This window comes from Lutimonas vermicola (assembly GCF_038433205.1).
GTDB classification, from domain to species: Bacteria; Bacteroidota; Bacteroidia; order Flavobacteriales; family Flavobacteriaceae; genus Lutimonas; species Lutimonas vermicola.
In genome coordinates this window covers 137,737-150,445 of record NZ_JBCDNA010000002.1, presented here as the reverse complement: position 1 = coordinate 150,445, position 12,709 = coordinate 137,737, and the positions used below count along the sequence as shown (strand labels likewise).

The 12,709-nt window shown below is 38.2% G+C and carries 11 protein-coding genes; 7 read left to right on the top strand and 4 right to left on the bottom strand.

Annotated features, from left to right (window positions below):
* Positions 1 to 14 precede the first annotated feature (14 nt).
* On the bottom strand, positions 15 to 914 hold the full coding sequence (locus AABB81_RS08065) for an ABC transporter ATP-binding protein (protein ID WP_342159819.1): 900 nt from the start codon (positions 912 to 914) through the stop codon (positions 15 to 17).
* A gap of 143 nt (positions 915 to 1,057) precedes the next feature.
* On the opposite strand from AABB81_RS08065, the gene AABB81_RS08060 reads away from it, so the two are divergent.
* The 3 genes from AABB81_RS08060 to AABB81_RS08050 all read left to right on the top strand — a co-directional run bounded on the left by AABB81_RS08060 (position 1,058) and on the right by AABB81_RS08050 (position 5,569).
* Complete coding sequence (locus AABB81_RS08060; protein ID WP_342159818.1) at positions 1,058 to 2,119, top strand: hypothetical protein; 1,062 nt, start codon at positions 1,058 to 1,060, stop codon at positions 2,117 to 2,119.
* Between the two features lie 45 nt (positions 2,120 to 2,164).
* Positions 2,165 to 3,289 carry a helix-turn-helix domain-containing protein gene (locus AABB81_RS08055; protein ID WP_342159817.1) on the top strand — a complete coding sequence of 375 codons (1,125 nt, stop codon included), beginning with the start codon at positions 2,165 to 2,167 and terminating at the stop codon, positions 3,287 to 3,289.
* 150 nt (positions 3,290 to 3,439) lie between these two features.
* Entirely contained in the window at positions 3,440 to 5,569 is a 2,130-nt protein-coding gene (locus AABB81_RS08050) for a DUF418 domain-containing protein (protein ID WP_342159815.1), read from the top strand.
* Between the two features lie 96 nt (positions 5,570 to 5,665).
* Here the strand turns inward: AABB81_RS08050 and AABB81_RS08045 are convergent, their stop codons facing one another.
* Both AABB81_RS08045 and AABB81_RS08040 read right to left on the bottom strand, forming a co-directional pair.
* Positions 5,666 to 6,439 (bottom strand): hypothetical protein, encoded by a 774-nt coding sequence (locus AABB81_RS08045; RefSeq protein WP_342159814.1) that lies wholly within the window; start codon positions 6,437 to 6,439, stop codon positions 5,666 to 5,668.
* Between the two features lie 132 nt (positions 6,440 to 6,571).
* Positions 6,572 to 7,075 (bottom strand): IS1096 element passenger TnpR family protein, encoded by a 504-nt coding sequence (locus AABB81_RS08040; RefSeq protein ID WP_342159813.1) that lies wholly within the window; start codon positions 7,073 to 7,075, stop codon positions 6,572 to 6,574.
* Between the two features lie 92 nt (positions 7,076 to 7,167).
* Between AABB81_RS08040 and AABB81_RS08035 the strand changes: the two genes are divergently transcribed.
* The 4 genes from AABB81_RS08035 (at position 7,168) to menD (ending at position 11,379) form a co-directional block, all read left to right on the top strand.
* Positions 7,168 to 7,584: a hotdog fold thioesterase gene (locus tag AABB81_RS08035; RefSeq protein ID WP_342159811.1), complete on the top strand. Its 417-nt coding sequence runs from the start codon at positions 7,168 to 7,170 to the stop codon at positions 7,582 to 7,584.
* Positions 7,585 to 7,593: 9 nt separating this feature from the next.
* Positions 7,594 to 8,463, top strand: a complete 870-nt coding sequence (locus AABB81_RS08030; RefSeq protein ID WP_342159810.1) for an alpha/beta fold hydrolase — start codon at positions 7,594 to 7,596, stop codon at positions 8,461 to 8,463.
* Positions 8,460 to 9,575 carry a chorismate-binding protein gene (locus tag AABB81_RS08025; RefSeq protein WP_342159809.1) on the top strand — a complete coding sequence of 372 codons (1,116 nt, stop codon included), beginning with the start codon at positions 8,460 to 8,462 and terminating at the stop codon, positions 9,573 to 9,575. Before AABB81_RS08030 ends, AABB81_RS08025 begins: the two co-directional genes overlap by 4 nt.
* Positions 9,576 to 9,651: 76 nt before the next feature.
* Positions 9,652 to 11,379 carry a 2-succinyl-5-enolpyruvyl-6-hydroxy-3-cyclohexene-1-carboxylic-acid synthase gene (gene menD / locus AABB81_RS08020; protein ID WP_342159808.1) on the top strand — a complete coding sequence of 576 codons (1,728 nt, stop codon included), beginning with the start codon at positions 9,652 to 9,654 and terminating at the stop codon, positions 11,377 to 11,379.
* A gap of 18 nt (positions 11,380 to 11,397) precedes the next feature.
* Here menD and AABB81_RS08015 read toward each other — a convergent pair whose 3' ends face one another.
* Positions 11,398 to 12,624: an alpha/beta hydrolase gene (locus tag AABB81_RS08015; RefSeq protein ID WP_342159806.1), complete on the bottom strand. Its 1,227-nt coding sequence runs from the start codon at positions 12,622 to 12,624 to the stop codon at positions 11,398 to 11,400.
* Between the last annotated feature and the right edge of the window lie 85 nt (positions 12,625 to 12,709).

The following is a 12,709-nucleotide window of genomic DNA, read 5'->3' as shown; positions in this document are numbered from 1 at the left end:
TCTTGATTAAATGATCAGTTATTATTGGTTATGGTTAAAAATTGTTGTTCCAGGGTCGGAAGGCGTTTTACCAGATGAGAGAGTACGATATTCTTTTTCATCAGGTATTGGTTGATATCGGCTCCTGAAATATCTTTGCTTAATTTTAGGTATATTTTCCCATCTTCCTCGTGGCTGCTCTCTATACCCTCATAATCTTTAAGTGCCTGGAATAGTTCTTTGTTAGAGCTGGTAGTACTGAGTTCTATCACCCCAAATGAGGATGTAATTTCATCAACCCTGCCCGAATAAAGTTTGATGCCGTTCCTGATGACGACAACATGCGTACAGACTTTTTCCACTTCATCCAGCAGGTGGGAGGCGAGTAGAATTGTTGTTCCATTCGCTGCAATATTTTTTATGATGCTCCTTATTTCATGGATGCCCTGAGGATCTAACCCGTTCGTGGGTTCATCAAGGATCAGGATCTCAGGATTGTTTAAAAGGGCAGAAGCTATGGCCAGGCGCTGTTTCATGCCCAAAGAGTAGGTCTTAAATTTACTGTTTCTTCTTTCATACAAGTTCACCTCTTTCAATTTCTCATCAATTTTATCAAAGGAGATCTCTTTTATCCTGCAAACCAGTTCCAGGTTTTGCGTTGCAGTCATATAAGGATAAAAGTTTGGGCGTTCAATAATGGCTCCGACTTTTTTAAGGGCTTCATGGGTTGACAGTTTTCCGTCAAACCAACTAAAACTGCCGGATGATTTATTCACAACGTTTAGTATAATTCCAAGGGTTGTCGACTTGCCACTACCATTAGGACCAAGTATTCCATAAACGTTGCCTTTTTGAATGTCGAAAGAAAGGTCGTTAACAGCATGGATGCTGCCAAATTTTTTGTGAAGTTTGTTTAGCGATAAGATTGTTTCCAAGTTGTATCTTTTGAGTTGACAATTATTAGACGAGCATGATAGCGATTTGTTACTAAAAAACCAAAGGTTGAAACTTAAAGTTAGGTTCTGGCCATAAAGTTTATTAAATTCGTCACAGATGCGTAGATCCAAAACAAGGAACGATGGATGAAAAATTAATTTCGAGAAAGAAGCCTACTTTTCCTATAAATGAGGAACTGTACGACTATTTGAGCACCTATAACAGAAGTATTAAGATCCCCATTTTTTATGATGATTTGCTGAGGTTTTCAGGCTCTGTTACAGTCTTTGATAAGTATGAGAAGGATACACTCTGGATCAGGGTATACTATCCGGAGTTCGAGCAGAAGGAGATCGATATGAGTTTAAAGAGGATGTATAATATCCTTCATGGCGATGGGAGTGAGGAGGTTCTTGAAAACCTGATTGTAGACGAAATTGATTATTGCACTTTTGGAAATTCGAAACCGTTTAGGGTAAGGGTTAGAAACTTGCTAAACGATAACTACACATATATTTATGTAAAGAAAGCCGATGCCTCAAGGGTATATGGACTTGAGTTCGAACATTTATTGTCGCCTAACAGCATTAATTTTTTGATTTATAAGGACACCCTGATTGAAGAACACGTGCTGGGTATTCCGGGTGACATGTTTTTGGAAGAAAACCTTTCAGGAATATCAAAAACCGAGAAGCAACGATTGTCGAAGGAATTTGTAAAATTCAATGAGCGATCTACGCTGAGGTTGTTGGGAGATATGCGTGCTTACAATTACGTAATCGTTCCAACACATGATTTTGACCAGGTACAGTACCGCATCAGAGCGATGGATTTTGACCAGCAAAGTTATGAGGGAAACTTAAAAGTATACAGGCCACAGTTTTTTAAGGATAATTATGAATTTATAAAAATGGTCGAACAACATTTGGGTAAAGAATCTGTTGAGCAATATAAAAAAGAAGAGCGATCAGCCCTGGCAAAACGGTTAAAAGCAACAGGTAACAGAATTCGCAGGTTGATGGAATGCATGAAAAACGACACGATTTCTACTAAGGAGAACGTGGAGATGCTAAAAAGGGATCTGATCGAATATACCCATGATAAGGAATTTAAGGATTGCAAGAACATGGGAGAGATCATTCAGGTGGTGTTTAATTTTGTCGTCAGGAATTATGAAAGTGCGAATACTTATATCATCAGATAAGTTTAGGGTATTGAAATGCCTTCGTTCGTAAACTAAAGTTTTGTTATGGAGTCTGTTATCAACACCATAGTATGGGCCGCCATTATACAGGGCCTATTGCTTGGTCTGCTTTATATATTTTCTAAAAGACACAGGAGCAGGGCCAATAAATTGCTGGGATTTTTTCTTTTATGCTTTGTTCTGGAGGCCTTGACAATGTGGTTACCCTTTGATTATCTTGGGAGCTATAGTGTAAGCCAATACTTTGACCTGCCTGAGGTGAAATTGTTATTTCCGGTATTGTTTCTGAATTATGTTCTTGAAAAGTTAGGGGCAGTTAAAAATTACCGGACATTCTTAAAATTCCATTATATTCTTGTTTTTGCGGTCATGTTACTCACCCTCCCGAACCTAATTCTTTTTGCGGTCAGTGGCGAGTCGCTTCGTGATTATTTTTCTTGGGACACGATCTCCAATGTTTTTTTAGCAAATCAATATTATGCTTTCTTTCTTACGATAGTGGCGCTGGTTATATCAATCAAAGAGGTTTTACGCTATCAAAATAAAATAAGGAATGCCTATTCTGACCTGGATATGCTGGAGATAAAATGGTTATGGCAGTTTATATTTGCTTTAGTACCTATAACGTTCATGTGGGGGCTTGAATTAACCCGAATTGCTTTTGGAGGTTCGGGAATGTCAGTTTTTGTTTTACTTACCTGGGCTTTTATCATTGTATTTATTTATTTTGTCAGCTTTATTGCCTTTCATCGCAAAAATTTATTTGAAGGGGTTCCTGAGCTCGTTATGAATGATGAAGAGGCAACGGAGCAAAAAAACGATCATAGCGGCAGGGATTTTAAAGCCATGAGTATAGAACTTCAACATGCCATGGAATCTAAAAACTACTATCTAAATCATGACCTTACAATTTACGACCTTTCAAAGGAAATGAATATTCCGCCCAGATTGTTATCCACTTGCATCAACCAGGAAATAGGCGTAAATTTTAACGAATGGGTCAATAATTATAGGGTTGAGAAAGCCCTTGACTTATTACAAGATCCTTCTAAAATTCATTATTCCATCGAAGGTATAGGAGAAGATGCCGGTTTTAAATCGCGCTCTGCGATGTACACTGCTTTTAAGAAAAAAACAGGTTATTCCCCGGGACATTTCAGGAAGCAGTGAATGCCTGATGTTCTGAATGCTGAATTTCGCACATAAGTATTGTCCTGAAATCGGATTTTGACACATCATGTACCCATCTAAAGTGATATTCTAAATTAATTTTGAGTCTATGGTATATACAAATATCATAAATCATTAAAATTAAATATCATGGAATTTAAGCCAACTACAAAACAAAACAGAATCGAAGTTGTTGATGCCCTTAGAGGGTTTGCTTTATTAGGCGTATTACTTGCCAATGTTCCTTATGGCAATTCTGAAGCAATTCAAACTGCATCCGATCCGGCCCTGACCTTTTTATATCACTTGTTGATCGATAAGAAGTTTATCACTATTTTCTCTATGCTGTTCGGATTTGGATTCTATATCCAAATGACAAGAGCAGAAGAAAAGAATATCAGCTTTCAGCCCTATTTCGTAAAAAGAATGTTACTTCTTTTTCTTATTGGAGTCATACATAGTTTTCTCTTTTGGAACGGAGACATTATAATGTCTTATGCTTTTGGAGGCATTTTTCTTTTACTGATCAGAAAATTATCTAACAAGGCCTTAATGATATTGGCCGTGGTATTTAACGTATTTATCACCGGTATTATATTTATTGGAAATTCTTCTTTGGGGTGGTCAGAATACAGTTATGATTTTGCTTTGGCAGCGGAGCAGCCTATCACTCAATCTTTTTTACGATATTTAGAAATCAACTGGATTACCTCTCCCTGGACCAACTTTTTAAATGATATGCCTTTAACTTTAGCCTTTACTTTTGGAAACATGATTATTGGCATGTTATTGGGAAGGATAGATTTTTTCAGGCTTCCCGAGAAATTGAAAACACTTACCAATTGGCTGATTGGACTTGGGCTGACTATCGGCTTGGCCTCCAGCTATATCTTACATTTGATATTTACCGGAGCCTTGGAATTGGATATTCCCCAACTTTGGGTTCCATTTGTTATCATCGCGGGGATGTTGTTGCAAAGCCTGAGTTATATTTCAATCTTTTTGAGACTTTACCGATCCGAGAGGGTTAAGAAAGTGATTGGGTTTTTTAACCCGGTTGGTAAAACTGCCCTCACAAATTATTTGATGCAGTCTGTGTTTTACCTGTTGATTTTCTTTCTCTGCCTTCCAGGGTTGCATCTTTTCGGTAAGATTACGCAAGGGGAAACATATACGCTTGCACTGGTCTTATTTGGGCTGCAGTCATTGATCAGTTCACTTTGGTTAAGAAAATTTCCTCAAGGCCCGGTCGAGTTCCTATGGAAGAAACTTAGCTATAAAAATTTCAGTCACTTAAGGCTATATCAAAAAACAAAGAACACTAAAGTCAAGGCCACTTTGACAATAGCGATGATCTTATTAGGTTCTTTTTTTGTTCATGCTCAGGATAGAATAGCCTCCAAAGTAATGTTTAAAAGCGGAGAGGAATCGATTGAAGGTATACTTATTCGCCCAAATATGCAAAACAATACGCCTGCCGTAGTTTTTCAGCAGGGCTCAGGGCCACATGCCTTTGACGGATATGAAAAAGAAGCATGGGGGCCACATAAATTTTACATTGAAGATGTATTGCTGGAGCAGGGATATGCAGTATTGTACTGTAATAAAAGAGGCTTGGGGAATTCTTCAGGAAACTGGAGGCAAAATGATTTTTACGGCAGGGCCAAAGACGCTTATGCAGCCATCACTTATTTAAAATCATTGGAATTTATCGATCCGAATCGAATAGGTATTTCAGGTCATAGCCAGGGAGGCTGGATCGCTCAGATTGTGGCATCGGAGCATGATGATATTGCCTTTGTACTATGTTTGGCAGGCCCGACCATAGGGGTTCAGGCACAGGTAGATGACAATGACAGGTCCAGATTCATTTGTGAGGGATATACCGGGGATAAATTGGATAAAAAAATAGAAAAAAGAAAAAGGGCCTTAGTGAAATCAGCCAATTTGGGAAAGAATTCAGGTTTGATCGGTAGTGCAAAACACTGGTATCTGATCCATGATTATACGAATGAAGAAGAATTGAAAGCTTTGCGCTGTCCGGCCTTGTTTTTATTCGGGGAGTTTGATATCAATGTAGACCCGCAAATTAATATTAACCTTTTAAATACCTTATTTGATTATGAAATACCAAAAAACATTAGTTATAAAGTCATGCCTAAGGGCAATCACGGATTTTATAAGGTGGAAAACAAATGCGTAGAATGGGATACGGCCACAAAGAATGGATTTGATCCTGAATTTCAGAATGAGATACGGCAATGGTTGAAAGAATTGTAACCATATATAAATTTTAAATAAGGGCCAGATTGGCAAATTTGGGTTAGACACCAAAAAAAAGGCTTGCTACTTTAGCAAGCCTTTTTATTAATTTAATCACTCACTGGGCGTGGAGACCACAGTTATTATTCTGTATAAATTTTTATGTCTTGGGCCAGCATCATTTCCTTCTATATCGGCCATAAAATTATCCGGCCAGGTAAAACCTTCTTTGAAGGTAGGGCTTAAAGCATCCGTCATGGAGGCAAAAAGATCATAACTCTGGGTTGCGTATGGGAATTTACTCGATTGAGGTGAAACCACCACTGCGTTACCCCAGCCTTTCATTGTTGTCATTCCATCAGCCATTGCCTTTTCTGCCATGGGTTTCCATTTATCGGCTTCGAAATCCAGAAGCTTGTTCATGTTTTTTGGATTGTGGTAGATGATATAGACATATTTGAAGTCCTTATCCGGATTTGCGTTCGGAACCTCTACGTGATTTCCCAGATTTCTGAGATAAATTGTCGCTCTGTTCTCAGCAAGTTCCCAGGTATTCATATCTTCCATTTTTGTATCAGGGAATAGTTCCTGGAGATTACCCCAGATTTCGTTGGCGGTATCCATATTTTTAAATGAATTGATAATTAGGATATTGGATCCGTTTTTTTGGTCTGTACCACCTACTTTTTGCAGGATTGCCCAAAAAGTAAGATTGCCTTTGGTGACTTCGCTTTCGGCAAGTTTTTGCCAGTAAGTAGTTTCACGTTTAAGGTATTCTTCCATGTTTTGGGGTTCTACTCTTCTGTACTGATGCATGGTGACCCCTTGCGCAATCATAGAGGGAATGCAGAATAGCAAGCCCATCAAAATTAATGGTAATTTTTTCATAATAGTTTGATTTAAGTTGAGTTACTAAATTAGTGAAAATAAATCAATTCTATTTTTGGCCTGAAAAAAAGAATAAAAAATGATTATAAGTAAAGATCAGTTCCAGCTAAGTAGAATCATCTTTTTTAAAATTTAATTATAACTAAAATCACCAAAATCATCTTCGAATTCATCAAAGTCATCTTCTTCATAATCATCCAGAGACAGATCTTCGCTTTCGAATTGAATTTCCGGGGCATTTGCAGGAACAACTCCTAAAGAAAAAAGCAAGTAGGGCAGGACCAGGTTATTGTGATCAAAATCAGTCTGAATTAATTCAACGTAAAAAGACCACATATTAAAGAAATCATATACATAAAGCATTTTGTCATTTTCCTTTTGTAATACCTCATTGAGCATTACTTCACTCATTGGTACCTTTCTCTCATTTCCTTCACTCATGTCAAAGAGAGGATGTTCTTCACCCTGCATCCAGGTTTCATCTGACCTGTAAAAAGAAGCCATCTGGTCTCCTGTAAAACCAAAGGCATTAGTAATCACATTATGAAGATCTTCCAGGTTTGCATCCTTCTCAACAGCGATGTCTCTTATCACATCTTCCTTCGAATTTAAAATTATCCTGATTTTGTACACCATGATTTCCTTTCGTAATTTTTTGCAAAAATAATACTTTAATCCAAAAGTGTTACTTTTACCTTGTTAAAAAATGTCATAATTTTCCCGGTATCATGGATAGTAAAAACGTTTTGGAAAAACTCAATTCCCTCAATAAGAACACCTTGATGGAAACCCTTAGTATCAACTATATCGAAGTGGGAGAAGATTATCTCGTGGCGACCATGCCGGTTGATAAAAAAGTGCATCAGCCGATGGGAATTCTGCACGGTGGAGCCTCTGTTGCCCTTGCGGAAAGCGTGGGGAGTGCTGCCTCCCTTCATTTTATAGATCATTCTTTAGGTGAGGTCAGAGGTATTGAAATCTCGGCAAATCATGTGAGAAGCATACGGGAAGGAATGGTCAAAGCCACAGCCAGAATGGTTCACCGCGGAAGGACAACACTCTTATGGGAGATCAGGATTGAAGACGAAAAAGACAGATTGATTTCTCTGTGTAAGCTCACATGTATCATATTAGAACGGAAATAGAACCCCACAATGAAAAGAAGCCTTGTCAAAAAGATCTTAAAAATCACAGGGATCATCTTTTTGGTAGTAGTTCTGATACTTGGTTATTTGCTGTATGGCTTTATAAGCCCCGGTTCTGATAATGAGATCAGGAAGGAGTTCAGGGATACTGCTTTTGAGCCCGATATAAGTTATGAGTTCTTTAAAGGTAGAAAAGTGAGGCTGATCAAAATGAAGAAAACCATTGATACACTTTTGCCCACTTTGTTTTTTGTACACGGTTCCCCGGGTTCTGCTATGGACTTTAAACGCTATTTAAAAGATCCGGGCTTAAATAGTTTGGCCAATATAGTTGCCTACGACAGGATAGGTTATGGACAAGAAGATACAGGTAGGGTTTTAGAATCCCTTGAAGAGGAAGTTAACTTGTTGCATCAATTAATCAAGCCTTTTAAACCTTCAAAAATCATCGTGGTTGGATACTCTTATGGCGGAACGGTCGTTATGGCCTCAGAAAAAGAATATATGAAGAAAATCGTTCTGGCAGCTTCTGTTCGAGGTGATCTTGAACCCATGTTCTGGGCGATGAATTTGTATCAATGGAAGTTTACAAGACCTATTGTTCCCATGGTGTTCCAGGGAGCCAGTATAGAGAAATTGAGGCATGTTACAGAATTGCCTGCCTATGAGAAAAGGTGGAACCGGAGCCCTTCGACTGTTTTGTCTATTCATGGAAAAGAAGATTTTATAGTACCATTTGAGAATTCCCTGTATTTGAAAGAACTTTTTGAGGATCATAAGTTTAGTTTAATTCCCCTTGAAAATGGCAACCATTCACTTATTTGGACTAATTTTGAATTCATCAAGTCTGAATTAATAAAAAGTATTGAGCAACAATGATTTTGAAGGAGATTTTAGAAAAGGTCGAACAAGCCAAAGTCAAGGAAATCCCGTTTGTAATGTACAAAATTCCAGACGCTGATTTTATTGAAGTCATTATTCAGAAAAACAGGCGCCTGGATCATGTTATTGATTTTAAGGAATCAGGCTTTGTCATGGCACCTTTTGACCAACATGAAAAGACCGTCTTGTTTGCTAAAGGGAATGTTTATCGTTACCAAAGCCAAATACCCTCAAAAAGTAATTTGAATCTCGATAAACCATTGCATAAAATTGAGCCGGTTTATCCCGCAGCCTCAAAGGAAAAGCATATCGACCTTGTTGAAAGGGGTATAGAAAGCATTAAAAATGGTGATTTTATAAAAGCAGTTCTTTCAAGATCTGAATTTGTCGAGATAAAAGAACCGGATATCATCCAGATTTTCCTCAAGTTAATGGCAAAATACACTGAGGCTTTTGTCTATGTATGGTATCATCCGAAAGTAGGACTTTGGGCCGGAGCAAGTCCGGAAACACTTTTAAGAACAAAAGGAAATCGGTTTAAAACCATGTCTTTGGCTGGCACCCAAAAATACCAGGCTGAAGTCGAGGCTTCCTGGGGAGAGAAAGAAGTTCAGGAGCAGCAAATTGTAACAGATCACCTGCTGGATTCTTTGGAAGGAATCTCAGTTGAAGTCAACAGTACCTATACCAAAAAGGCAGGAAATCTAGTGCATTTATGCAATGATATCCAAGGAGTTCTTGATGGTAAAGAAACTTTGAAGCATTTGATTGACAGGCTGCATCCCACTGCGGCCGTTTGCGGCTTTCCCAAAAAAAAGGTGCAGCAGTTTATTCTGAAACAAGAAGGTTATCATCGCGGTTTTTATACAGGTTTTTTGGGGGAATTGAATTGGGAAAAAGAAGATTATGACATCAACAAGGATGTATCATCAAAAGAAATTGAATCAAATCTTTTTGTCAATCTAAGGTGTATGCAATTAAAGTCCGAACCAATACCGGGAGCCATTGTCTATGTGGGAGGCGGCATTACCGCTAAAAGCAATCCGGTTTTGGAATGGGAGGAGACGGTCGACAAGAGTCTTGTGATGAAGTCAGTTCTTCTGGGATAGTTCAGGGTCTGGATCACAAGTAGTTTTTTAAGGTGTTTTCAAGAAAAAATCACTTATTTTTGTATCCTATTTTTTAATGACATTGATGCCTAAGTACCCCAAAAAAAAACTCGCTCAACTGCTTATGCAGACCTGCGTAAATCATGGTATTGAGCAGGTAGTAATCTCCCCCGGATCGCGTAACGCACCGCTGACACTTGGATTTGTAAATCACCCGAAAGTAAAAACTTTCAGCATTGTTGATGAGCGTTGCGCTGCCTTTTTTGCGCTGGGACTTGCACAACAATCAGGTAAAACGGTTGCCTTGTTATGTACTTCAGGTTCTGCATTGTTGAATTATTACCCGGCAATTGCCGAAGCCTATTACAGTAAAATACCCTTGTTGGTTATTTCGGCAGATAGGCCCAAACGGCTTCTGGATATTGGTGACGGGCAAACGATCAGGCAGGAAGGAGTATTCAGCAATCACATTCTTTTTCAGACAAATTTAAATAGTGAGGATCAGATTAATTTGTACAACGATCTGGAAACAATGCTTGTTGAAAATGCAAAAGCTATTGTTGAGGCACTCGTCAGTGCAGCTTCCGGAAGGGGCCCGGTTCATATCAATGTTCCTTTTGACGAGCCTTTATACGAAACCGTTGACCATTTATACGACTTTGGTTCTCTGTCTAATAAAAAGGAACCTGTACTCACCGGATCTTTGTTGGAGGAAGAGCCGCTGCAGCTTGAAGACTTAGAAAATTTCTCTTTGATTTGGAATGGTTCCGACAAAAAAATGGTCATCATCGGAAGTATTGACCCGGATGAATTGTTACAGGCCCAAATGACTCATTTGATAAAAGACCCTTCAGTGATCATTCTCACCGAAACAACATCAAATGTGGCTGATGATAAATTCATCAATAGTATCGATCAGCTTATATTCCCCTTGAATGATGTTGATTTTGAAGCATTAAAGCCGGAGATCCTGCTGACCTTTGGAGGGATGGTGATATCAAAAAGGATAAAACAAATGTTGAGAAAACATCCACCGCAGCATCACTGGCATGTAGATGCGCACAGATCTTTGGATACCTATCACAGCATGACCCGGCATTTTGAAATATCCCCGCAATTGTTTTTTAGTCAGTTTTTCTTTTTAACAAAAACGGTAGACAGTTCATATCAGGATAAATGGCTTGTCCTTAAAGAGGCAAGAAAAATTAAACACGATAATTTTGTTCTTAACCTTAGTTTTTCAGATTTAAAAGTATTTGATCAGGTTTTGAATAGTTTGCCGGGCAGCATCAATTTACAGCTTGCCAACAGTTCCGTTATCCGTTATGCGCAGTTATTTGATCTCGACCCTACAATAAAAGTGTACTGTAATAGAGGAACAAGCGGAATTGACGGCAGTACTTCGACTGCTCTGGGGGCCGCATTTCAGAATGGTGGGCAAACAGTTTTCATCACCGGGGATATCAGCTTTTTTTATGATAGCAATGGGCTTTGGAACAAGTATATTCCTGTAGATTTTAGAATTATTATAGTCAATAATGCTGGTGGCGGGATTTTTAAATTTATTCCTGGCCCCAAGTCATCAGGTGCCCTGGATTATTTTGAAACGTCACACCAGTTAAACGCTTCAGCTTTATGTGAGATGTTTGGTTTTGACTATTTTGATGCCAGAGACGGTTTGCAATTGGAAACTCATTTGGCAAAATTCTACGCCCCGTCAAACAAGCCGGCTTTACTGGAAGTTTTTACTTCCAGTGATGTTAACGACGCTATCCTCGGAGACTATTTTGACAATTTAAAATAAACCTAAAACCCTAGTTTATTATCCTTGATTTTCCTCTTCAGGTAATTCCTCTTCAGGTACTTCTTCTCCTGCGTTATAGCCAAGACGTTCGGCTCTTTGCTTTTCAAGAACCCGCTCGATATTGGCATAGTAACCGTCTGAATTAGGATTGTCGGAACCAATTTTCGCGTATCCGTTTTTATAGTGTTTAAGTGCTTTCTTGTATTCGTAACCGGTTTCATAATACAGGCCAATATAATAATCGCCTAGAGCTGTCTCCGGATATAATCTCATGATCATTTTTCCGAATTCTTCGAGATAATCCCCGTTTGCTTTATCAATGATAATGGGTTCGATCTTATAGATATCACTTTCACGGATTTTTACATTTGAACCGTATAAATATTCAATTTCAACATATTTTCTTTCAAGGTATTCAATGGCGTCTCCAGGTTCCATATCGGCAATCTGTTCATCAAATTCCTCCTTTGAAATGGCAGCAAACTGCCGGTAGGTAAAACCTATGGCACTTGCCACAGACTGCCCGATAGAGGCTGTTTTACTGGAATTCGAAAAATCGTCATACTTGTATTTGAAGTTTGGGTTTTCAGACAGTTTTAACAGGTTGTGTGTGTCGTTGATGGATGCAGTTCTTTTCTCTGTATTATAGTCTCCACCGCTCAAATAATAATAGTAGGGTGTAATCAGGCTTTGACTTTTTGATTCTAGCTTTTCGTGTAATCCAGAAGCAAAACTTGGATTGATATTGATATAGGCGTTAAATACCGGGGTTTCTTCAAGAAAAAAATAATTGATAAAATTTGCTGTAAGGGTATTTCCTATAATTGTTTTAAACAAAGAGGTAGGGTAATTATCATCCAAATAAGGCAACAGTTCATCTCTTATAAAACCATAGAACTTTGAACTTTCCTGGTTGGGTAAACCTGTGTCCTCGCTATAATCACAGTCTGTGTATCTTTCTTCATTTTGATTTTGAAAAATACCTACAACGATTTGCTCCGGAGCTTTGTCTCTGGCGGCAAATAGCTTTGAGTTGGCCACATATACATCAAACAAAAATTCAGCATCCAATACGACTGCAACAGGATAGGTATTTTTATCATTTTCTTCAAAAGAATCAGGAACATAAATCTTTAAAATTCTTTCCTGATTCAAATTAAAGGAATTGAATCTTTTATAGATGATGTTGTCCTGAGCCTGGCCAAGAAAGGAAATAAAGAATAAGATTACCATGAATTTTCTCATAAGAAATGCTTTAAATTGTTATTGGTTTTCACCACAAAAACGATTAACAAGAAGTTTTATCCTAAAACTTTTGTTAATTTCGCTC

Coding starts and splice junctions, on each gene's coding strand:
- AABB81_RS08060 (WP_342159818.1), top strand. CDS start 1,058: ATGGATGAAAAATTAATTTCGAGAAAGAAGCCTACTTTTCCTATAAAT.
- AABB81_RS08035 (WP_342159811.1), top strand. CDS start 7,168: ATGGATAGTAAAAACGTTTTGGAAAAACTCAATTCCCTCAATAAGAAC.
- AABB81_RS08045 (WP_342159814.1), bottom strand. CDS start 6,439: ATGAAAAAATTACCATTAATTTTGATGGGCTTGCTATTCTGCATTCCC.
- AABB81_RS08055 (WP_342159817.1), top strand. CDS start 2,165: ATGGAGTCTGTTATCAACACCATAGTATGGGCCGCCATTATACAGGGC.
- AABB81_RS08030 (WP_342159810.1), top strand. CDS start 7,594: ATGAAAAGAAGCCTTGTCAAAAAGATCTTAAAAATCACAGGGATCATC.
- AABB81_RS08040 (WP_342159813.1), bottom strand. CDS start 7,075: ATGGTGTACAAAATCAGGATAATTTTAAATTCGAAGGAAGATGTGATA.
- menD (WP_342159808.1), top strand. CDS start 9,652: ATGACATTGATGCCTAAGTACCCCAAAAAAAAACTCGCTCAACTGCTT.
- AABB81_RS08025 (WP_342159809.1), top strand. CDS start 8,460: ATGATTTTGAAGGAGATTTTAGAAAAGGTCGAACAAGCCAAAGTCAAG.
- AABB81_RS08050 (WP_342159815.1), top strand. CDS start 3,440: ATGGAATTTAAGCCAACTACAAAACAAAACAGAATCGAAGTTGTTGAT.
- AABB81_RS08015 (WP_342159806.1), bottom strand. CDS start 12,624: ATGAGAAAATTCATGGTAATCTTATTCTTTATTTCCTTTCTTGGCCAG.